The organism is Shewanella sp. 10N.286.52.E4 (assembly GCF_041468785.1).
GTDB lineage: Bacteria > Pseudomonadota > Gammaproteobacteria > Enterobacterales > Shewanellaceae > Shewanella > Shewanella electrodiphila.
On sequence record NZ_JBFRJJ010000004.1, the window covers coordinates 83820 to 107142 of the forward strand.

The 23323-nt window shown below is 39.3% G+C and carries 20 protein-coding genes; 2 read left to right on the forward strand and 18 right to left on the reverse strand.

Annotated features, from left to right (window positions below; genetic code table 11):
* Nucleotides 1-20: 20 nt before the first annotated feature.
* Nucleotides 21-1007 carry a phosphoserine phosphatase SerB gene (gene serB / locus AB4153_RS01775; RefSeq protein ID WP_229368943.1) on the reverse strand — a complete coding sequence of 329 codons (987 nt, stop codon included), beginning with the start codon at nt 1005-1007 and terminating at the stop codon, nt 21-23.
* An 87-nt stretch (nt 1008-1094) separates the two neighbouring features.
* On the opposite strand from serB, the gene AB4153_RS01780 reads away from it, so the two are divergent.
* Nucleotides 1095-1952 (forward strand): AhpA/YtjB family protein, encoded by an 858-nt coding sequence (locus AB4153_RS01780; RefSeq protein WP_371996160.1) that lies wholly within the window; start codon nt 1095-1097, stop codon nt 1950-1952.
* 119 nt (nt 1953-2071) lie between these two features.
* Here AB4153_RS01780 and deoD read toward each other — a convergent pair whose 3' ends face one another.
* The 9 genes from deoD to prfC form a co-directional block, all read right to left on the reverse strand.
* On the reverse strand, nt 2072-2782 hold the full coding sequence (gene deoD / locus AB4153_RS01785) for a purine-nucleoside phosphorylase (protein WP_102526917.1): 711 nt from the start codon (nt 2780-2782) through the stop codon (nt 2072-2074).
* A 125-nt stretch (nt 2783-2907) separates the two neighbouring features.
* The gene (locus tag AB4153_RS01790; protein WP_102526916.1) at nt 2908-4122 is read right to left on the reverse strand and encodes a phosphopentomutase; all 1215 of its coding nucleotides are present in this window, start codon (nt 4120-4122) and stop codon (nt 2908-2910) included.
* Nucleotides 4123-4134: 12 nt separating this feature from the next.
* On the reverse strand, nt 4135-5466 hold the full coding sequence (deoA, locus tag AB4153_RS01795) for a thymidine phosphorylase (RefSeq protein ID WP_102526915.1): 1332 nt from the start codon (nt 5464-5466) through the stop codon (nt 4135-4137).
* 186 nt (nt 5467-5652) lie between these two features.
* Nucleotides 5653-6426, reverse strand: a complete 774-nt coding sequence (gene deoC, locus AB4153_RS01800) for a deoxyribose-phosphate aldolase (protein ID WP_229368947.1) — start codon at nt 6424-6426, stop codon at nt 5653-5655.
* A gap of 451 nt (nt 6427-6877) precedes the next feature.
* Entirely contained in the window at nt 6878-7750 is an 873-nt protein-coding gene (locus tag AB4153_RS01805; protein ID WP_371996161.1) for an outer membrane protein OmpK, read from the reverse strand.
* 361 nt (nt 7751-8111) lie between these two features.
* Entirely contained in the window at nt 8112-9374 is a 1263-nt protein-coding gene (locus AB4153_RS01810; RefSeq protein ID WP_102526912.1) for a NupC/NupG family nucleoside CNT transporter, read from the reverse strand.
* 181 nt (nt 9375-9555) lie between these two features.
* A complete protein-coding gene (locus AB4153_RS01815) occupies nt 9556-10317 on the reverse strand; it encodes a TatD family hydrolase (protein WP_371996162.1) in 762 nt (253 codons plus the stop codon).
* A complete protein-coding gene (locus tag AB4153_RS01820) occupies nt 10310-10570 on the reverse strand; it encodes a hypothetical protein (protein WP_248954926.1) in 261 nt (86 codons plus the stop codon). Before AB4153_RS01820 ends, AB4153_RS01815 begins: the two co-directional genes overlap by 8 nt.
* A gap of 120 nt (nt 10571-10690) precedes the next feature.
* Nucleotides 10691-12274: a peptide chain release factor 3 gene (gene prfC, locus AB4153_RS01825; RefSeq protein ID WP_102526909.1), complete on the reverse strand. Its 1584-nt coding sequence runs from the start codon at nt 12272-12274 to the stop codon at nt 10691-10693.
* 262 nt (nt 12275-12536) lie between these two features.
* Between prfC and AB4153_RS01830 the strand changes: the two genes are divergently transcribed.
* On the forward strand, nt 12537-13190 hold the full coding sequence (locus AB4153_RS01830) for a LuxR C-terminal-related transcriptional regulator (protein ID WP_102526908.1): 654 nt from the start codon (nt 12537-12539) through the stop codon (nt 13188-13190).
* An 8-nt stretch (nt 13191-13198) separates the two neighbouring features.
* On the opposite strand, the gene AB4153_RS01835 is transcribed toward AB4153_RS01830, so the two are convergent.
* From AB4153_RS01835 to pnp, 8 genes are all read right to left on the reverse strand, one after another.
* Nucleotides 13199-14110: a hypothetical protein gene (locus AB4153_RS01835; RefSeq protein ID WP_303513095.1), complete on the reverse strand. Its 912-nt coding sequence runs from the start codon at nt 14108-14110 to the stop codon at nt 13199-13201.
* Nucleotides 14100-16556, reverse strand: a complete 2457-nt coding sequence (locus tag AB4153_RS01840; RefSeq protein ID WP_371996164.1) for a fimbria/pilus outer membrane usher protein — start codon at nt 16554-16556, stop codon at nt 14100-14102. Before AB4153_RS01840 ends, AB4153_RS01835 begins: the two co-directional genes overlap by 11 nt.
* A 2-nt stretch (nt 16557-16558) precedes the next feature.
* Nucleotides 16559-17344 (reverse strand): hypothetical protein, encoded by a 786-nt coding sequence (locus AB4153_RS01845; protein WP_371996165.1) that lies wholly within the window; start codon nt 17342-17344, stop codon nt 16559-16561.
* 84 nt (nt 17345-17428) lie between these two features.
* Nucleotides 17429-18166, reverse strand: coding sequence for a hypothetical protein (locus tag AB4153_RS01850; protein ID WP_248954923.1), 738 nt, complete (start codon nt 18164-18166; stop codon nt 17429-17431).
* Nucleotides 18167-18221: 55 nt separating this feature from the next.
* Nucleotides 18222-18710, reverse strand: coding sequence for a hypothetical protein (locus AB4153_RS01855; protein ID WP_102526903.1), 489 nt, complete (start codon nt 18708-18710; stop codon nt 18222-18224).
* A gap of 97 nt (nt 18711-18807) precedes the next feature.
* The gene (locus tag AB4153_RS01860) at nt 18808-19311 is read right to left on the reverse strand and encodes a hypothetical protein (RefSeq protein WP_102526902.1); all 504 of its coding nucleotides are present in this window, start codon (nt 19309-19311) and stop codon (nt 18808-18810) included.
* Nucleotides 19312-19897: 586 nt separating this feature from the next.
* Nucleotides 19898-20806: a lipoprotein NlpI gene (gene nlpI, locus AB4153_RS01865; RefSeq protein WP_303513107.1), complete on the reverse strand. Its 909-nt coding sequence runs from the start codon at nt 20804-20806 to the stop codon at nt 19898-19900.
* A 269-nt stretch (nt 20807-21075) separates the two neighbouring features.
* Complete coding sequence (gene pnp, locus AB4153_RS01870) at nt 21076-23178, reverse strand: polyribonucleotide nucleotidyltransferase (RefSeq protein ID WP_102526968.1); 2103 nt, start codon at nt 23176-23178, stop codon at nt 21076-21078.
* Between the last annotated feature and the right edge of the window lie 145 nt (nt 23179-23323).

Here is a 23323-nt window from a genome sequence, read left to right on the forward strand (position 1 = left end):
TGTTCAGTATATTGAATAGCTTAGCCTTGTAAGTAAAACACTAAACAACGTAAGTCTAGTTTTTGAATACTGGCATCAGCGGCCGCAAGCAGTTTAGGTTTAGCATGAAAAGCAACCCCAAAGTCTGCCGCATTAACCATTGGGATATCATTTGCGCCATCGCCAATGGCCATTCGTTGACCTGCCGCTATTTGCCACGATGCGCTGCTTTTATCAATCACATCGGCTTTATATTGCGCATCTACTACTTCACCAGTGACTTCACCTGTTAACTTGCCATCTTTAATTACCAGTTCATTGGCATAAGCTGCATCAAGCTTTAACAGCTCTTTTAAGTGGCCCACAAAAGGCGTAAAGCCGCCAGATGCTAATACTAACTTCCAATCATTAGGTTTAAGCTCAGCAACTAAGCTTTCAAGCCCTGGCATTAATGGCAAGTTCTGACATAGTGTCGTAATAATCTCTTCACTGGCACCAGCAAGTTTACCGACACGCAATCGCAGACTTTCTTCAAAGTCCAACTCACCCTGCATTGCTCTTTCTGTGACTTCTGAAACAGCATCGCCCACACCCGCCATTGCTGCTAGTTCATCTATGCATTCAATTTGAATCGCCGTTGAGTCCATATCCATGACCAATAAGCCCGGCTTAAAAAAGCTTGGTAATGCTTGAGTCACTTCAAGTATCTCGGCATTTATGTCAGCAGGAAACTGTTCAATTAATTGGGTTAATCGAGAAGATGAAGCAATCTCAACTCCTTTCAGGCTGTTGTGGCGCATTAACACCGCAATAGAACAATCTTGTTCTAAACCTTCAAACCACTGACTAATCCCATCAAATGCCGACTCATCAAATATCACCCGAAATCGATGCGGCTGTTTTATCTGAATATTATTAATAAACTCATCTTCAAAATAACGAGTCAGTGTTATATCACTATGAGTAAAAGACGCATCAAACCCTGAGAATAACCAAGTTAAAGCTTGTATATTTTTCTGACTTTCCATCGACTGCATTTCCTCAATGATTGCGACTATCTACTATTAAATATTTCGATTAGTATTAATTAAATAGAAAAAATACCAAGGATTAAAGTGATTTTTGTTAAAGGTCTTAAGAAAAGTCAAAAAATCAGTAGGCTAATTCAAATCATCCTGGCGATTATTTTGCTGATAGGGCTAACACACCTGTGGAAATCCAGTCTCAATAACGGCCAGCAATTGCTTAATTCGCAAACCCAGATCATGGCAAGGCTGCTAGCGCAACAGGCTGCTAACGGAGCTGCGCCAGCAATGTTTTTGCAAAATGATGAACAGCTTCAATGGCTTGCTAATGCACTGATTGATGACCCTAAAGTCATGTCAGTTAATATATATGATGCCCAAGGCGTTAGACTCGCCTTTGCTCAATCTGTTTCAGAAGATGACTTCGACGCCGATGACAAGGAACTTAAGCAACTTCTCTCCCCTTACCCGCCACTGATTGAAAACGTGCTTCAGGGCGAAAATAACTTAGGTTATATTGAGGTTCGGTTAAATCTGCGCATTTTCTTTGACGAAATTAAAACCTTGTATCAAGAAAATATGAAGTTGCAGCAAACAATGTTGATTGTAGCGGGCATTATCGGCTTATTACTTTCAAGAGCCTTATCTTTTAAACGTGCAGACTTTGATCGCCGTAAAACCAGAGCTAAGCAAGGGCGCAAAAATAGCAACTTGCTACAAAATAGTATGATTGAAAATACCGCTGAAGATGAGCTAAATGACACTGACTTTAATAACAGCGACTTTAATGAAGCTGACTTAAATGACAGTGACTTAAACGACAGTGGCTTTGACAAGAATGACATTAGCCAAGACGAAGCAGTAAAACTAGAGTTTCAAGAGCTATCTGACATCAAAGAAGAACAAGCTGAAGATAGCAGCAGTAAGAATAAATCTAAAACTCAATAGCCTGTATTAAGTTGAATAGGCTACAAACTTTAGCTAAGTATCAGGGTATAGCTTAAAAAAAGACATCAAAAAAGGGATAACGCTGACGTTATCCCTTTTTAGTGAGCAAAGACTCTACATTAAAGAGTAATTGCTGCATCCAATGTCATAACAATCATGTCATTGAACGTAGTTTGACGCTCATCAGAAGAGGTCTTTTCGCCAGTTCTGATGTGGTCAGAAACAGTTACGACACATAATGCTTTAGCACCAAGTTCGTGTGCTACGCCATAAAGGCCAGCAGCTTCCATTTCGACGCCTAAAACACCCATTTTTTCCATTGTGTCGAACATAGAAGGATCTGGAGTGTAGAATAAATCAGCAGAGAAAACGTTACCAACACGGATGTTAGTACCATGAGCTTTAGCTGAATCAACAACAGCGCTCATTAGGCCATAATCTGCAATAGCAGCAAAGTCTTGACCTTTGAAACGTAAACGGTTGGCTTGTGAGTCAGTACAAGCACCCATACCAATAATTACGTCACGTACTTTTACGTCAGTGCTGATCGCGCCACAAGTACCAACACGAATCAGGTTTTTAACACCGTATTCTTTGATTAACTCATGAGCATAGATTGAACAAGAAGGAATACCCATACCTGAACCCATAACAGAGATGCGAGTCCCTTTATAAGTACCAGTGTAGCCAAACATGTTACGAACATCAGTCACTAGCTCAACGTTTTCTAAGAACGTTTCAGCAATGTATTTTGCACGTAATGGATCGCCTGGGAATAAAACTGTTTCGCCAAAAGCACCGTCAACAGCATTAATATGTGGTGTAGCCATGAAAAACCCCTATATTTTTATCTTAAATCTTTAAAATGAGTAATTAAGTCATCCCCTTAATTACTCAAACCGATTCTACTATATTTATTAACAATAATATCGTTAGAAGACAGTAAGTTTCATTGTTAAATGAAAGATTCACCATATTCCATTGGCTCAAGCTCAAAGTAACTCGCAATTGACTGACCTATATCAGCAAAACTATTACGACGACCTAATGAACCTGCAGCTAAACCAGCGCCTAATGCCAACACAGGCACTCGCTCACGAGTATGCTCAGTACCTTGCCAGCTTGGGTCGCAACCATGATCCGCTGTAAATACAATCAAATCTTCAGGATTCAGCAAGGCCAATAGTTCAGGTAAGCGTTGGTCAAAATACTCTAACGCTTTGGCATAACCTGCTATATCACGACGATGGCCATAATGAGAGTCAAAATCAACAAAATTGGTGAACACGATAGTGTTATCACCTGCACGCTTAACTTGTTCAAGCGTTGCATCAAATAACTCTTCAAGCCCAGTGGCCTTAAACTTTTGCGTAATACCGCTGTTGGCATAAATATCGGCAATCTTACCAATACTCACCACTTCACCACCGGCATCTTTAAGTTTATCTAATACTGTTGGAGCAGGCGGTAATACCGCATAGTCATGACGGTTGCCTGTTCTAGCGAAATCATCAGGGCCAGTACCCACAAATGGACGCGCAATTACACGGCCAATATTATAAGGCTCTAACTCTTCACGAGTGATTTCACACAAACGATAAAGGTTTTCTAAACCAAAAGTTTCTTCATGACAGGCAATTTGAAATACCGAATCAGCAGAAGTGTAAAAAATTGGCTTACCAGAACGCATATGTTCTTCACCAAGCTCTTCAAGTATTGTAGTACCTGATGCGTGGCAATTGCCTAAAAACTCGGTTAAACCAGCACGAGCTAAGATTTTATCAGTTAACTCTTGTGGGAATGAGTTTGTTAAGTCAGAAAAGTAACCCCATTCATATAGAACAGGTACACCCGCCATTTCCCAATGACCACTCGGTGTATCTTTACCAGAGCTTAGTTCATCAGCATGACCATAGGCGCCGATAACCTCGACATTATCGCCAAACGCATCAGCAAATTTACCCGTGCTTTCATAACCCGCATGGCCTAAGCCAAGCTTGGCTAAGTTAGGTAGCTTTAATGGTCCTTGACGACCAATATCCGCTTTACCTTCGGCACATGCTTGAGCAATATGGCCAAAAGTATCTGAGCCAACATCACCAAATTTATCAGCATCCGTTGCAGCACCTACACCGAACGAATCCAACATCATAATAAATGTACGTTTCATAATCTCACTCCCTTATAAATCTGAAGCGCGGATATAGCGATAAATTTCAGGCGTTTTCTCTGGCGCTGAATCTTTAATGTGAATCGCTTTTTGTACCGCGGCTGAAGCTTCTTCAAATGCCGCTTCAGATTGTGCATGTATCATGGCGATAGGTTTATCAGGTGTAATCTGATCACCTAAAGCACAAACTTCTGTTAAGCCAACACTGTAATCTAATTTGTCACCAGGCTTTCTGCGTCCGCCACCAAGTGTGACAACGGCTAAACCTAACTCACGAGTATCCATACTATGGGCAAAACCTTGTTCGGTTGCATACACAGGACGAATGATTTGCGAATGAGGTAAATATTTATCATATGACTCGATAAAGTCAGTCGGCCCGCCAAGACCTGATACCATACGACCAAATATCTCAGCAGCTTTACCGTTATCTAATACGGTATTTAACTTATTACGTGCATCAGCATCATTTTGGGCAATTCCACCCAATACCAGCATTTCAGCACATAAACCCATCGTGACTTCATAAAGACGTGGATTACGGTATTGACCCGTTAAGAAATTAATCGCTTCACGCACTTCTACTGCATTACCTGCACAAGACGCCAGCACTTGGTTCATGTCTGTGAGTAGAGCGGTCGTCTTAGTGCCTGCACCGTTCGCTACCGCAGTAATGCTGCGAGCAAGCTCTTCAGATGCTTCGTAAGTTGGCATGAAAGCGCCGCTACCGACTTTAACGTCCATCGCTAAAGCATCAAGCCCTGCTGCGAGCTTTTTGGAAAGAATTGAAGCGGTAATAAGCGAGATTGACTCAACTGTAGCGGTATTGTCTCGAATGGAATAAAAGCGTTTATCAGCAGGGACTAGATCACCTGTTTGGCCAATAATAGCCACACCCGCTTCTTTAACAACTTTACGGAATAATTCACTAGATGGTTCGGTTTGGTAACCAGGAATTGCATCGAATTTATCTAGTGTGCCGCCAGTGTGACCTAAACCACGACCTGAAATCATCGGCACATAACCGCCACAGGCAGCAGCCATTGGGCCAAGCATTAAACTAATAACATCACCCACACCGCCAGTGCTGTGCTTATCGATGATAGGGCCATTTAATGACAATGAATCCCAGTTTAATACAGTGCCAGAATCGCGCATGCCTGTGGTTAAGGCAATACGTTCATCCATGTTCATATCTTGAAAGTAAACAGCCATACCGAAAGCGGCAATTTGACCTTCTGAGACAGTATTTTGAGTAATACCATCTACAAAAAATTGTATTTCAGCTTTGCTGAGAGCTTCACCATTACGTTTTTTACGAATAATTTCTTGAGCGAGAAACATACTATTTCCTCCAACATCATGTATAAGCCCTAATCATTTAGAGTCTGTACAATCCGCCTTAACAAGATGGCACCAATCACATGAATGCGATGGTGATCGATGCTATCAATTAAAACCGTTAAAACAAGTTTGGCTAACTAATGACGAGATTAATCAACTTGAAGTCTTTAATTAGCCACTCTCTATTTAGTAGCCTTGTGCGCCTTGAGGAGCATCAGACAGTTCAAGCGTATGCAATAAGCTTGTTAATAGGCTTGAAGCACCGAACCTAAAGCTTGCAGGGCTAATCCAGTCCGCGCCAAGTAAACGCTCAGCGACACCTAAAAATTCAGCTGTTTGCGCTGCATCACGAACGCCACCTGCAGGTTTAAAACCAACGTTGCGGTTCTTTTCACTGATGACTGTCAGCATGATTTCAGCGGCTTCTAGCGTTGCATTAACAGGCACTTTACCTGTTGATGTTTTAATGAAGTCTGCGCCAGCATCAATTGAAAGCTCTGAAGCTTTACGGATAAGAGCTGGATCTTTAAGCTCGCCAGATTCAATGATGACTTTTAAAATTGCTTCATCGCCACAGGCTTCTTTACAGGCTTTAACAAGTTCAAATCCTAAAGATTCATTTCCTGCCATCAGCGAGCGGTATGGGAAAACAACATCAACTTCGTCTGCGCCATAAGCAACAGCAGCGCGAGTTTCTAATACTGCAATTGCAATATCATCATTACCATGTGGGAAGTTAGTCACTGTTGCAATTTTGATATCTTCACAATTCAGCTCATTTAACGTTTTACGAGCTATTGGAATAAAACGAGGGTAAATACAGATTGCAGCAGTATGGCCAGCAGCTGTGTTAGCTTTGTGGCATAAATCAATCACTTTTTGATCAGTGTCATCGTCATTTAATGTCGTTAAATCCATTAAAGAGATACCTAATTGTGCTGCTTTTTTTAAATCACTCATGTTTGCTCTCCGAAACAAAAACCTAATAAAATCTTGTTTTGGCAATGCGTAAAGCTGGCAGTAGATTAATTGTGAGGCCGGGCCTTCGAGCATTGCCAGTAAATTAATTCATAAGTTACTGAACTAAGTATTCAATATGATAACGAGTACCACGACTTGAATCCTTGAAGACCGGAAGAGGTGAAACAATGACATTGTCCCATCCATTCCGCGAAAAATCCCTTTTAGCGCGCAAATCAATCCAAACTATTAAGTTGAACCATATATGACGAAATCATCAAAAGTTAGTTCAAATAAACCACTGTTTGGACGTTAATATTTATTTAAATACATTCTAACAAACTTTTCGATGTACTTAAGTAAAGACTAACATATTTTAAGATTTTTTTGGATATTTAAGAATAAATTTGGAGCCACTATTTCAGTGGCTCCAATCGCTTACAAGTTTAATTTAGAACTTGTAAGTTGCAGTAAAGTAATGTGCGAAACCTGTAGTTTCTAGGCCCGTTGCTCCGCCATCTGTCAACAAGTAAACGTCTTGATAAGCTTTAAGACCGTAACCTACAGCGTAGTTATCTGAATGCCAGTGTAGACCTAAGTATGCAGCACCACCAGAAGATGCAAGACCTTCTGTTACGTTGCCGTTCTCATCAGGCCAAGATGCTTCATCCGCACCAAATTGGTAATCAACATAACCTTGGAACGCTACGAAAGAACCGTTATCAAAGTTCATAACTGGCTTGAACCAGTTAGCTGAAAACTGGTAACCATTCCATTCTTTGGTATTCAAGTCGTAAAAACCGTATAAGTTCATGCCAGTTTTACCTAACCATGGAACCATAACGTCAGCACCGATACCAATAGAAGCGTTGTTTACGTCATTTGTCTCATTACCATCCGCATCTGTACCACGGATAGCGCCGCCACCCCAGTTAAATAGAGTAGAGATGTAAACTTCTTGAACAGGGCCAAATGATAAATCTTTACCTGTAATTGCGTCTAAAGAGAAACGAGGAGCAAACTTCATGAACATTTTGCTTGCGCCGTTATTCTTATCACCGTAATCGCGGTTTGTGATATTGAACACATCAACATAACCGTATAAATCAACAACACCAGCGCGACCACCAAATTCCATTTCTAAGTAATCATGGCCATTATCAGTAGAACCATCACGTGGAAGTTCATTTACTGCGTACATTGCATTGAACTGCATCCAGCTGTAATCACCAGCACGAAGATCAGTTCTGTCAGCAGCCATAGCAGGTGCAGACATTGCAGCGATAGTTGTAGCAGCTAAAGCTAAAGTTTTAACGTTTTTCATTATCAACCCCATTGATATATTTATTACCACCTTCGAGGGTGGCGATTTTTATAAACGTTTGCATTGTACATCTAATGAATAAAAGCTCAATAAGAATTGGTAAAAATACGAATACTTAATCCCAAAATGTGAACAATATCTCTACTTTTCACTAACAACTTAGAACGTTTATGTCTAATAAACTGCAATTTTTGACTAAATCAATATAAATCACTACTAACTTGTCATAGCAACTGACATGCCAGACAAAATAAAAACAGATTAAACTTTGGTTAAAGTTAGCTAAAACACACAAAAAAAAGCCGTTATTACCTGAGTAATAACGGCCTTTAATAAGCTCATCGTCAAACCTATCTTAGGATTAAATCGCTAAGAATAGACCTGCTAGAGTTGCGCTCATTAAGTTAGCTAGTGAACCGGCCATAACAGCACGGATACCTAGTCTAGCTAAGTCATGACGACGGCTAGGAGCCATAGCACCTAAACCACCTAATAGAATCGCAATTGAAGATAAGTTAGCAAAACCACAAAGTGCGAAAGAGATAATCGCTTTGGTTCTGTCAGTCATCATCAGACCCGTTTCTGCTACTACTTGGTAACCTTCAGCTGATGCATCAAGTAAGTAAGGAGCAAAGTTAAGGTATGCAACGAATTCGTTAACAACAATCTTTTGACCGATGAATGAACCGGCAACAAGTGCTTCGTTCCAAGGTACACCGATTAAGAATGCTAAAGGCATAAAGATGTAACCTAGAATAAGTTCTAAAGTAATACCTTCAAGACCAAACCAACCAGTAACACCACCGATGATACCGTTGATCATTGCAATTAGACCAACGAATGCGATTAACATCGCACCTACGTTAAGCGCTAAATGCATACCTGATGAAGCACCTGCAGCAGCAGCGTCTAAAACGTTAGCTGGCTTGTCAGGATCTTCAGGAAGCTCAGACATTTCGTTCTTAGCTTCTTCAGTTTCAGGATGCATTAGTTTAGCCATCATAAGACCACCAGGAGCAGCCATGAATGATGCAGCAACTAAGTACTCAATTGGTACACCCATCTGTGCGTAACCAGCTAATACTGAACCCGCGATTGATGCAAGACCACCAACCATGATTGCGAATAATTCAGAGTTAGTCATTGTCGCGATAAATGGACGTACAACTAGAGGCGCTTCTGTTTGACCAACGAAGATGTTAGCAGTAGCAGACATAGACTCAGTACGGCTTGTGCCTAATGCTTTTTGTAAACCACCACCGATAATACGGATGATCCACTGCATAATACCTAAGTAGTATAGAACTGCAATTAGAGAAGAGAAGAATACGATAACTGGTAAAACGTTAACAGCGAAAATGAAACCAACTTTAAATTGGGCTAAATCGCCGAATAAGAAGTTAATACCACTTTGTGCATAGCCAATAACGCTAGAAACAGCATCAGAAACACCTTTTAAGATGTCTTTACCCACTGGAACATATAGAACAAAACCAGCAAAGAACGCTTGGATAGCTAAAGCGCCACCAACAGTACGAACATTAATTGCTTTTCTATTATTTGATAGTGCATAACCGATTGCTAGTATGGTAACCACACCTACTAGACTCATTAGTATATCCATTAATCATCACCCTTATTTATGTTAACGATTTGTATATTTGTTGTTAACTCACCTATTTTCCGTTAATGATTATAACTGAGGAGCAGATGAAAATCGTGGATTAGATCATACTTTTAGAGTTTAATTTCAGGATCTTATGCAACATTAATATTAATTAATAACTGTGTTTAAAAAAAAAGAATTACAGCTCAAACAGTTGGGAGGCGTTTTTATTCAATCGTTCTAAAATAGAAACAGTTGTTTTTTTCTGTAAATTTGCGATCTCTGAAACGAACTTTGGCAAATGAAGCGGCGTATTTCGTTTTTCAAGTGCATTATATGGCGTCATACTCGGTGAGTCTGTTTCAATTAAGAAATGTTTGATGTCTATTTCTGTGATCGTTTTGCGTAATTTTTTAGCATTAGGGTTCATCAATAATCCCCCTATTCCCAAGTTATATCCTAAATCAATATAGCGCTTTGCTAGCTCAGGCCCACCATAAAAACCATGTATCACACCGCCTCGAGGGTTGGGGTTACGGATTAATAATTCAATTAACTCTTGATGACATTTTACCGCATGCAATATGACAGGAAGATGAAACCTGACAGACATTGTTAACTGCCCAGAAAGTAACTCTAATTGCATAGGAAAGTGTGGCTTTAATTTATCAAGACCACACTCGCCGAGCGCAACAAAACGAGCATTATCTTTATGTTCGATTATTTTTTGTTCTAATAAAGTTAATGAATCATCAATATTGTTAGGGACATACCAAGGGTGAATGCCTAAGGCGTAGTAGCAATTAAATTCAGCGGCAATCGCAATTTGTTTGCACCATTGCGTTTCACTAATACCGGGTATGATTGCGTTAGTAATGCCATGGGCTCGCATTTCGTTAAATAACGTATCGCGATCATGATCAAAATCCTCAAGGTCAAGGTGTGCATGAGTATCAATCATGCAGGTTCTCCTTCAAAGACTCAGTCCCCTCATCATTGTTATTACAATCCAATTGGGTTCTTTCAGGTTTTATTCGATTTTTTTTCATGTAAGCAAGAACATCAACATTCAGCTGGGGCTCTTCAATTCGAGGGGCACAACTTCTTTTATTCTCTAGCGTCAGCCCCATCTTGTCACACCAGCGAATATAAGCCTTCCAAGGTAAGAAAAGGTAGCGCAATAAAATCAGAGTTTTATTTGTGTTCAATGGCATATCGCTCCCTTAGAAAAACTGATGGCATACATTTATTGGCTATTGGCTCACTTATTAAAATTCAGGCAATAAAAAAGGCGGTTACCCGCCTTTAAAATTATACCAATATTGAATTAATGCTTAGTTCTCACGAGTCTTAGCAAATTCAATATCAGGATAACGTTCCATTGATAAATTAAGGTTTACCATGGTTGGCGCAATATAAGTTAGGTTATCACCACCATCTAGTGCAAGGTTAGTACTACACTTACGACGGAATTCTTCTAATTTACGCTCATCTTTACAATATACCCAGCGAGCAGTCGAGACACTGATGCCTTCATAGATTGCTTCTACGTTATATTCACTTTTAAGACGACCAACAACGACTTCAAATTGTAGTACACCCACAGCGCCAACAATAAGATCATTGGTATCAAGTGGTCTAAAGACTTGAACTGCACCTTCTTCAGCAAGTTGCACTAAGCCCTTCAGTAATTGCTTTTGTTTTAATGGATCTTTCAAGCGAATACGACGGAACATTTCCGGAGCAAAGTTAGGAATACCGGTAAACTTAAGCTTCTCACCTTGAGAGAAAGTGTCACCAATTTGAATAGTGCCGTGGTTATGTAAACCAATGATGTCACCTGGATAAGCTTCTTCAACTTGCTCACGATCACCTGCAACAAAGGTCAATGCATCTGAAATACGAACATCTTTACCGGCACGTACATGATGCATCTTCATGCCTTTCTGGTATTTACCAGAAACAATACGCATAAATGCCACACGGTCACGATGCTTTGGGTCCATATTCGCTTGAATTTTAAATACAAAGCCACTGAATTTTTCATCTTCAGCTTGAATCACTTTTGCTTCAGTCGCACGCGGTTGTGGTTTAGGAGCCCACTCTGTTAAGCCATCTAATACATGGTCAACACCAAAGTTACCTAATGCAGTACCAAAAAATACTGGTGATAATTTTCCGCTAAGAAACGCATCTAAATCGAACTCATGAGAAGCACCCACAACAAGTTCAAGCTCTTCACGTAAGATTTCAGCAAGCTCACTGCCAATTGCAACATCTAGTTCTGGATTATCAATGCCTTTCACTGTGCGCACTTCTTGGATCATATGACCTAAGCCAGACTGATACAAAACAGCTTCATCACGGTGAATATGGTAAATACCTTTGAATGATTTACCACAGCCAATAGGCCAAGTGATCGGAGCGCAGGCAATTTTCAGCTCATTTTCAACTTCATCCATCACTTCCATAGGATCGCGAATATCACGGTCACATTTGTTCATGAAGGTCACAATCGGCGTGTCACGTAAACGGGTCACTTCCATTAGCTTACGGGTACGGTCTTCGACACCTTTAGCGGAGTCAATGACCATCAAACATGAGTCAACAGCAGTTAAGGTACGGTAAGTATCTTCTGAGAAGTCTTCGTGACCAGGAGTATCAAGTAAATTTACCAGACAATCGCTATATGGGAACTGCATGACAGAGGTCGTGATAGAAATACCACGATCTTTCTCCATTTCCATCCAATCTGACTTAGCATGTTGCTTAGAGCCACGGCCTTTAACGGTACCTGCAGTTTGAATAGCTTGTCCGAATAAAAGTACCTTTTCGGTAATAGTGGTCTTACCGGCATCTGGATGCGAAATAATCGCGAAGGTACGACGTTTATCGACCTCGACTGTGTGAGCTGACATGAGTTACTTTGCCCTAGCATGATAAAAATGGCGCAAATTATAGCTTTTCCAAGGATAGTTGGCTAGGTAAAGCGTACCCTACATAAACAAAGTCTATCTAGGTTTATTTTTTTCCCTAAGTATCATGGTAATTTAATATAAATAAGATATTTTTAGCTCAAAAAAACAACTATAATCACTCTTAGGTTAGAGGATATAACTTCTGTTGATAATTTAACACTTATAGAGGATATGACTCATTCGACTAATCTATGATACTTAAGTGAAATACAAAATTAAGACTATGACTATCTATACCTTAACCTTGCTGGGCTCCGACAATATTCAAAATAGAATATTAAGCCAATTTATTAAAGATAACCTTAACCAAGTAGTTCGTATCTCAAAATGTGAATTGCTTTTGGCTCAATCGTGCCCCGAAAACAGCTTGTTATTAATTGATGTCAATAACTTAGATGAAGACGAAACCCTTCACTGGCAAAATATTCTAGCCTCTAACACTGGCAACATTTCAACAATTCTGCTCAATACTGATGATTTCCATGACAAACAAAAAATCTTAAGATGGCCTAATTGCTGTGGCGTTTTTGCCAATAATACCCCTCTTAAAGAGTTTATTATTGGTATGGAAAAAATTCTCAATGGAGAATACTGGTTGCCACGTAGTGTCATGACAGAGCTTTTGCAACACTATAGAACTGACTTTAAACCATCCGCACAACCAACAACGGCACTCACATCTCGAGAGCTTGATGTATTGGCATTACTACCAACTTGCAAATCCAATATTGAAATAGCTGATATTCTTTTCGTAAGCGAACATACTGTGAAATCTCATTTATATAAAGTCTTTAAAAAAATTGATGTAAAAAATAGACTGCAAGCAATGAGTTGGGTCAAAGAGAACTTACAGTAAGCAAAGTTTTATTCTGCAAAACCGCCAGGACTAATATATATATGTATTTCATCAGTATATATACCACCTAATTTATCTTCGGTCTCGCCAATGACAATTTTCAGAGGTAGACGCTCACCTTGACTTACCGTTGCTGAGTTAGCATAAAATTGATTTTCATTATGAGATAAATCTATCTCAATATTGTTCAATGTAAGCTGATAATCAATATCCCATTGGCTTTGTTGATTTTGATGTTTCAAGACACCCTTATTCATAGATTCAAAAGATAAAGAATAGTCAGTCGTACTTTTGACAAATAAATTAGGTGCAGCATTGATTACTTTCCCTGTTGATAAATAACCAAGATCAAGATGATAGGTATTATCTGATACGCCATAAAAGCTCACTTGTGCAGCCTGTTCAATAGAAGCGGCAATCAACTGTTGCAGTTCATCAATTACCTGACCACCGTCAGGTAATTGATGAAGTTTAGCTTCCAATAATGCGTCATAGTTACCATATGTACCAAATTGATGACTTGGAAAGCGTAATTGAAATCTAAAGCGGTCACTTGCGGGTGACACTTTGCCAAACCATCGATTATTCTGCACGCCACTGTCTAATGACTGAGGAACTGGCTCAAAAAATAAACTTTCATTCTTTAAGGAAGTTAATTTAGTTGTTGAATCAAAAGTAGATGCCGAAAAATAAAACAGACATTCCTCCCCTTCTACGACATCTGAAAAAAGCACCTTGGCTTCATATTGTTGAGTTAACCCATATGCTTCTGAAGTAAAAACATCGTAATCATCATAACTTCCAGCTTGAAGGTCTAATGATTGAATCTTCGCAGTGCATGCTAAAGCCGCGACCGGACAACATAGATATGAAAAACATACCAATAACAGATTAAAATTTTTAAATTGCTTAATCGACATAGAGTTTCCCTAAGCGCAATAACGCGCTGCTATCTTCATCAATAACCAGTTCGAAGTATCGTGGTGTAGGTGTATTTAATTTAATCTTATATGTGCCAGGCCTTACACCGGAAATAGCAAAACGACCCGTTCTATTCGTAAAAAATTGTAATGGTTCAAGATCATCACGCCCGATCAAAGCCGCTTTTCCTGCGACTAATGTAATCGGTTGCTGAGTTTCTTTATCAAGCAGTGTCCCCATTAAGGTAATTGCTGCCTCTGAACCAATTTGTAAGTTGTAACCTTGACCATTGCCTGGGTAGACAGGAAAAACACCCGCACCTAAATCATACCCAGCAGGTAAATCTTCAACCTCATAAGAGATAACTTGTTCACTGTATGCAGCAAGATCTGGGATAAGTATTGGGCCTAGCCCATCACTATATGCTCTAGCGCCCATTGAAGAAGGAGAAATTTCTGTTCGGTTATCTTCAATGCTTTTATGCTGCTTTATCACTGCAAAACTTTCTCTAACTGGGCGACCAAAAGCCAATTGACCGCCAGAGAACGCAATACCTGTAGCGAGCTTAGCTTGAGTAACATGATTATTGGTATCTTCTGAGAAATCGCTATAACGGCTGACATGTTGAGCCCTCAAGGTAAAGCGATTAGCATCGTAATCGATACCGACATCACCATCAATATCATTAGTTTCGGAGTGAGTGGCCCCAGCAAACATAGAAATTCCGCCACTGTTACCTACATTTTTACGGTAAGAATATTCTGAACTAATTTCTTTATTATCGGTTTTATAGCTTGAAATAACCCTAGATTCACTTCCAAATGGCCAACTCAAAGTCAGCAGCCCTGAAAACTCGCTACTATCATCTAAAAACTCTTTGTGGGTAACTCGTGCACTCCAAGTCGCACCTGTATCAAAGATAGAACCAGATAATGAAGGACTCAAAGTCCAGTAGCGTTGAGCGTCATCATAAGCATGAACATAATTGCCAGTAAGTGAAACTTTTAAAAACGGGTTGAATGTATAATTAATACGGCTGGACAAAAAATGTTGATTAGCGTTAATTGGGGCTTCTGGTGTAACCAGAATATCATTCCTCGCACCAATGAAAAATTGCGAGTAATAATCGTAATAAATACTAAACTCAAAAGTACTGTCGGTACTCGCACTACCAATTAAGTCATATCCAACACTTGCTGCAAGTCCTTTACCTAACACATCCTGATAACTGTAAGTTGTTTTAATATCAAAAATGCCAATACCTGTAGCAAATAAACTCCTATGACCTAATTGGTAACTGTTATCCCCAACCTGAAAGTTACCACCTAATGTATAAGCAGGGGTTATGCCGTACTCTAATTCACCATTAATAAGGTATTTTTCTCGTTCATACTCTGGTTCAGCATCACTAATATTACTTTTTATACCGCCATTAAAATTATATTCAAACTCACCTTCTTTTAATAAATCCATCCCTGTAGCGATAGAAAAACTGATCCTTTCTTCTTTTCCTGATGCATCTGTAATGATGAGTTCTAAGTCACTGACTCCTTCAGCTAAAGGAATATCTTGTAAGTTGTAAGAACCTGCACCCAAGGTTAATCGCCGTACCACAACACCATCAACCAGTAGATCTACAGTAGACGCACGTTGAAGGGTGAATTGTCTTGCTGCTGTCGGTCGAACATTTTTGGTTGGAATAAGAGAAAAATCCCTAGCAATCCCTATCCCAAGCATGTCGCCTCCATCTTGAAAAGTAGCACCACTGGAATAGAAATCTCCGATGGTCAGTCGGGTTCCTTGCTCAGGAAAATCATAATTAATTCGGGTTCCTTGCCTTGAATAGAGTCCTTTTTGATTTTGATAATCATTATAAATAGATTCATATTCTAATACTGCACGCTCATAATTGAAGCCAGCATCGAGTGTGTGACTATACTGCACACCCACATCATTCTCGGGAGTGTTATTCTCGAGTCTTGAAGCTCCAGCGGATAAATTAATATAGCCACTGAATAAGGAGGGCGTTAAAAATGAACGTTGTGTTGGTTTATCTCCAAAATCAATTTGCCCTACTTTTAAATCTTCAGAGTTTGCATCAAGCACTAACTCCAGCGAAGACATTTCAAAGCTCAACCCTATATTGAGCTTGGTAAACATAGCTTGGCTAATCATGCCATCTAGCTGTTGCTCAGACAGTGAACTCAGAACTTCATCCGATAAAGTTGCATTAAGCAGTGTGATTGTTGCTTCTGCAGGCATTAAAATGAGCTGTTCTTTGGTTATAGTCACTTCAACTTCACCAATCACAGTATCATGCAACCTTAATAAACTCGTTAAGGTAATATCTCGACCTGTGGGGTTTATTATTTCAGAGCCCATAACTGATGTAGTTAATAAACAAAGCAACATGATTAAAATTGAGATAACGGATGACTTAAACATTCCTAATCTCTTTGTGAATTATTGATTTTGAGTTTAGTACCTTGAACCCATAATTTTTCATAGGGAATAGATACCTTTTTAATCATTTGAGGAGGAAAGAATATATCCCCTAGCTGGCTAAAGGCGGCTTCATTTAGTAATGGAGTAGTCGAGCCATCTGAGTTTACTACTGCTAAATGGTATGGTTTTAAATAACTGTAACGCTGACCATTATTTTTCACATCAAAAGCTAGCTTGTGTTCTTGTTCATTGAACTCTATTGAACCTTCAACAACGGCTAAATCAGCTAACAAATCATTCGCACTCAAATGAACAACAGCATTGAAATGCACAAAAACCTTAACTCCACTTTGCGTATTTTCCTGAGAATTATCCTCTGACATAGGCAGCGATAAACTCGGTTGACTAAAACGCACGAAATAACTTACTGACTGCTTCACAGCATGTGTCCCTATCCATTGAACTCTTACTGACTTTACTTCTCCTGGCTCTAATACTAATGCAGGAGGAAAAACCAATAATTCACTATCATTTTCTACAGCTAACAGCGAAAAGGAATTACCTGTTGAAGCAGGATTAAATACAATTTTGTTTAAATTTATTTCAACAGGAACCGTCTTATTTGAAGGGTTTCTAACAAAAATTTGTTGATATTGAGGCCTGGAGTCTGACTTTAACTCAAGTGTCAGTGGGGATATTTCTAATGCGAATGAGTGACTCGTCATAAACAGTAATATCACCAAGCATAAAAAAGTGATTGAGGTGGAAAACGTATTAAGGTTAATCATCTCATCACTCCGTTTAGGGTTCATTATTACTGCTCTTGTGTTATCTAGATCAATGACCTATTTTTGAAATGTTTGAGATTACAATTACTGTTGTAACCATTTAATTTTTACGCTGGCATTAGCCATATCAATTTTATCTATTTGACTGACTGTAAAAATTCGAGATGCATTAGGCATCACCATCTTGCCTACAACAAAGTTCTTAATATTGTCGCGATCTAACGTCACTGAATGGTTACCATCTGAAACGACCCACTCCATTTCAGTAATTTTTGCAAAGCGGTTACCACTATTGACAACTTCAATGTTCCAGGTATCTCCGTGAGATTGGAAAGACTTTGCGTTTAACTCAGCCTTTGAATCATCAGGGGTAACATTCAGCATCGTTTTAAAGTTAAATGCGATCCCAAGTTCAGACGCTGAAACATCTTCCATCGCAACTGTAACTTGGTTAATCTCGATAGAATAAGTTTGTGATTGCTCTATCACAGGCTCACCTAAGTAACGAACCATAATAGTTTGTGACTTTCCTGGCTGAATAACCGCTGTCATAGGTATAACGAGTAAATCATTATCTGCAGGAGATAAGGTGTTTTTACCAAACTCATCTTGAGTAACGAGCCATGGAATAAATTCTAATGAAACAGGAAATGAATCGGTATTATCAACACGAAGAGAATACTGTGATTGCTTTCCAACAGGTTTTATTTCAGCAGACATAGGCTGAACCTGATAAGCAAGCGCGTAAGGATTGATAAGAAAAAAAGAAGTAAAGAGAATGAATATACTGAGTGTTAACTGTTTATTTGATAACTTTTCCATAAGTTTTATTCCGTAATAATGCGGGAGATGTTCTCCCGCATAGGTTGTTAAAGTCTTAAATTGCTGAGATTTGAATTGTTAACTGATCATAATATGCACCAGCCCAAGCACCAGTACCTGTAGTTAGCGCACCAAAGTTAATCTCCAATGTTGCTGCTGCGCCATTTAATAGCTGTGCACCAGTAAAGTCACGAGATTGTGAAGCATCATTAGTACCGGTGTTACCACCTGTTGTTAAATCCAAGATTAGGTCACCAAAACCACCTACAGAAAGCGTCGCTACATAAGGGATAACGAGATCTTCTGAGTCAATTCCTTGTAATCCACCTTCAGCACTTGTAATCGTAACTGTCGCACCATCACGGTCATTACACACAAAAGAAAAGCCTGACATTGTAGTCGTTGACATATCGCTAAGTGATGTTTGGGTAGCACTCGCTTCACAGACTTCTTGAATGTTGCCGCTAAGGTTAACTTCTACTGCGCTTGCTGAACCTACAAATAAAGTTGCTACAGCAGCTGCTGCTAAAGTATACTTTTTCATGGTAAAACTCCTTTTTAATATTCAGATTGGTTTTTTGCTACACCGATTTGTTCTCACCAACAAATCGGTGGTTTTCTTCTCTTCATTAGAAGAATTCTTATATTCCGCTATTAACGAAATTCGGATATACATCAATATGCAATGTATCTTGATATTCACCTGCAAACTTCAATGGTTCAAATAAACTCACTTTGATCATTCCAGATGTATTAAATGGAATATCTGCTCCGGTGATAAATCTTTGTTCATCTATTAACTCTTTAGACTTTTGTTTCAATGAAAAATTTAAAGAGTCGATATTAAGTTCAACTTGGTATTCAGCCACTAAGCTTGTTTCAACTGAACCGTCTATTAACTCCAGTCCGCCATAATCAGAGCGCAATGCTATGAGCATAGGCAAGTTACATTCAATTGATAGATTCGCTGTGTGAGATAGCTCAATGCTAAAATCAAAGGGAATTGAATCTACAATTCCAACGACACAACGTTCTTCAATTACACCGCTCATGCTTAAAGTTAAAGAGTCGTTAGCGTAAACATTAGTTAAAGATGTAAGTAGTGCGATCAAAAAACAGATTACCGCTTTAACACACCTTTCCATTTTTACCTCTAGCTAATAAGCAGTAGAAACATCACGTTTAACTCAACTAGAACTTAATAGTCCTTCAATTTGTCATTAACAAGCTTTGTAAATAACTTGTGAGAATTTTAATATAGAAAATCCAAGCTTAAGTCTGATTTAAGGTATGAAGTATTCAACACACTTGTTGGCAAACTTTTCAGCGACATTCTTTTACTGCTAAAACTTTATTTCCAAAAGCAAAGAAAATTTATCTTTCAAAATTTGAATGATTGTTCAGATTTTAGTTTCTTGCTCATAACCAAGGTAAAGAAAAAAGCATAAAACACTGATTATTAGTACCTTATTCTGACTCCAACGATTAATGATGGTTTTATAAATTCAGAATAAGAGAAGGTAAATGCAAACTTAACTGTAAGTTTGACATGAGGATAATGAATGGAAGTATGACAACTTTTTGGTGAACGGACTGAAGTATGATCATACTTTTCCTATAAAGTATGATCATACTTTTCGCATTATTAGATGACATAAAATAAAAAAGCTAGCCCCTGTATAGAGACTAGCTTTGTTTCTGACGTTAATACACTGGGTTTAACGCATATAATTAAGGCTGCTTAGCTGCTTGCTCAGCTAACTTTTGCTGTGTTTGTGCAAGCTCTATACGTGCATAGCGATGTTCAACAAAATCATAGATGTTAGTTGCTAGCGTTAATCGATAATAATCAATCGCTAACTCATAATCCTGTTGCTCGACTGCTTTTTTAGCTAAGTAAAAGTAAGTTTCGCATAAACGCTCAGAGTACTCTTTAGGCTGAGATAAGTTCTCTTTCGCTGCCTCAAAGACCTGTTCTTTAGTCAGTGTACCTAAATAGTAATCCACTAATACCGTTGACCAGGCTTGTTCGTTCAATGCTTTTCTGTTTTCAACTAATGCGAGTTGTGCAGTTTCAGTGTTTCTAGGCGAGTCAACTAAGTAAAGCCACAGCGCACGGTAACCATCAGAAGGCTCTTTGCGTAAAAAGTTTTGCATATCTTGCGCGGCTAATTCGTAACGCTCACCGTAATACAATGCAATACCACGATTCAAATATGCATAGTCGTATTCAGGTGATAATTCGAGTACCCCATCAAAAGACTCATATGCACTTTCAAACTCACCTTCTTGGGTATAATAAATCCCTAAGAAGTTATAAGCATCCGCTAAGTTAGGCTGAAGTTTAATCGCTTGATGAAAGTCTATTCGGGCAAGTAAACGCAAACCTACACTATCGTAGATAACACCACGGTCATAATGAAAACGAGCTCGTTGCTCAGGGGTTAACTCCATTGTGCCTAAGATTTCATTTAGCTTAGCCAAGGTGACTTCTAATTTATAATCTGGGACATTCGGTGCAACCATCACCTTACCGCTAGTTGCGCTGTCAGCACTTCCAGATAAAGAAGCACAACCTGACAATAATAAACTGGCACCCACACATAATGCGACGACTGTGGTACGTAATTTCTGTTCCATTTAAATACCTTATCAGGTTCTATAATTTCTTTGCATCATATCAACCTATCTACATTAGGGCTATGCAGATACTGATAAAATTTCATTTACTGAATTTACACTAGCTTCAATTAATATAAAGCGAGCGAAAGTTGCTGCAAAAGCGATTCAACTCGCATTTTGACAAGTGAAGTAACATTAAGTGCCTATCAACATAAAAAGATTACTCTATGTCACAAAACAAAAAAGAGACCCTAAGGTCTCTTTTTAAGTTGAACTGATGTCAGAAGTTATTCTGCAGCAGCTTCTTCTTTCGCGTTAGCTTCTTTGATAGAAAGTCTTACACGACCTTGACGGTCAACTTCCATCACTTTAACGTCGACGTCTTGATTCATTTCAAGATGGTCAGAAACGTTAGCAACACGCTCTTCACTGATTTGTGAAATATGCACTAAGCCATCTTTACCAGGTAAGATGTTAACAAACGCACCGAAATCAACGATACGGATAACTTTACCTTTGTAGATGCGGCCCACTTCAACTTCTGCAGTGATTTCTTCGATACGACGGATAGCTTCTTTCGTTGCTTCACCGTTTGAAGATGCAATCTTCACTGTACCATTGTCATCAAGCTCGATAGTTGTACCAGTTTCTTCGGTTAATGCACGGATAGTCGCACCACCTTTACCGATTACATCACGGATCTTCTCAGGATTAATCTTGATAGTCGTGATACGTGGAGCGTGGTCAGAGATATCTTCACGTGCGCCACCAATTGCTTGGTCCATAACGTTAAGAATATGAACACGTGCGCCGTATGCTTGCTGAAGCGCGATGTCCATGATCTCTTTAGTGATACCTTCAATCTTGATATCCATTTGAAGCGCTGTAATACCGTCACGAGTACCAGCAACTTTAAAGTCCATATCACCTAAGTGATCTTCATCACCTAAGATGTCAGAAAGAACAACGAAGTCGTCGCCTTCTTTAACTAGACCCATTGCAATACCTGCAACTGAAGTTTTAATTGGTACACCCGCATCCATTAATGCTAATGAAGTACCACAAACAGAAGCCATAGAGCTTGAACCGTTTGATTCAGTAATTTCAGATACTACACGAACACTGTATGGGAATTCTTCTGCAGAAGGCATAACAGCGTTAATACCACGCCAAGCTAACTTACCGTGACCAATTTCACGACGCTTAGGTGATCCAACCATGCCTGTTTCACCAACAGAGTATGGAGGGAAGTTATAATGAAGCATGAAGCGGTTAGTACGTTCACCCATGATGCTATCAATCTTTTGTGCATCACGTTCAGTACCTAAAGTACAAGTTACTAGTGCTTGAGTTTCACCACGTGTAAATAATGAACTACCGTGAGTACGTGGAAGTACGCCAGCTAGTACATTCAATGCACGGATCATGTCAGGCTCACGACCATCGATACGTGGCTTACCACTGATGATGCGACCACGAACAACTTTCTTCTCAAGGCTGCCAAGTAAACCATCAACTTCGCGAGCATCAACATCTGGGTTATTAGTCATTAGTGCTTCTTTAGCAGCTGCTTTAACAGCGCCAACTTGAGCATAACGATCTTGCTTAACTTCGATTTGGTAAGCTGCAGTCATGCCTTCTTCAGCTAGCTCTTTAATTTGAGCAACTAAGTCAGCATCTTGAACAGGTGCAGTCCAATCCCAAGCTGGTTTACCCGCTTCAGCTTTAAACTCAGCAATGGCTTGAACAACAACTTGTTGTTGATCGTGACCATAAGTCACAGCGCCTAGCATGATTTCTTCAGCTAAAGATTTAGCTTCTGATTCAACCATAAGAACAGCTGAGTCAGTACCTGCAACAACTAAGTCAAGGTCACTTTCAGCAACTTGATCAACTGTTGGGTTTAATAAGTACTCACCATCAATGTAACCAACGCGTGCTGCGCCGATAGGGCCATTGAAAGGTAGACCTGAGATAGATAGCGCTGCTGATGTACCAATCATAGCAACCATGTCAGGCTCAATTTGAGGATCAACAGAAACGACTGTGATGATCACTTGAACTTCGTTTTTAAAACCATTCGGAAATAAAGGACGAATTGGACGGTCGATTAGACGAGCAATAAGCGTTTCGTCTTCATTTGGACGACCTTCACGCTTGAAGAAACCACCAGGGATTTTACCTGCTGCATAGGTTTTTTCTTGGTAGTTTACTGTTAATGGGAAAAAGTCACGGCTAGGATCAGCTACTTTTTTACCAACGACTGTAACTAATACAGTTGTGTCGCCCATGCTCGCTAAAACTGCAGCGTCTGCTTGACGTGCAATAACACCTGTTTCTAAGGTGACGGTATGTTGACCATACTCAAAACTCTTTACTATTGGATTCACTTGACCCATTCCTTAATTATTGACCTTTAAATTACGCGCATAAGTATACTGCAATTTTTTACAATAGTTAAAGCGCATCGCAATATACCGCTAAAAAATAATTAAAATTAATCTTCTATCAGCCGATAAAACGGCTAATCACTCA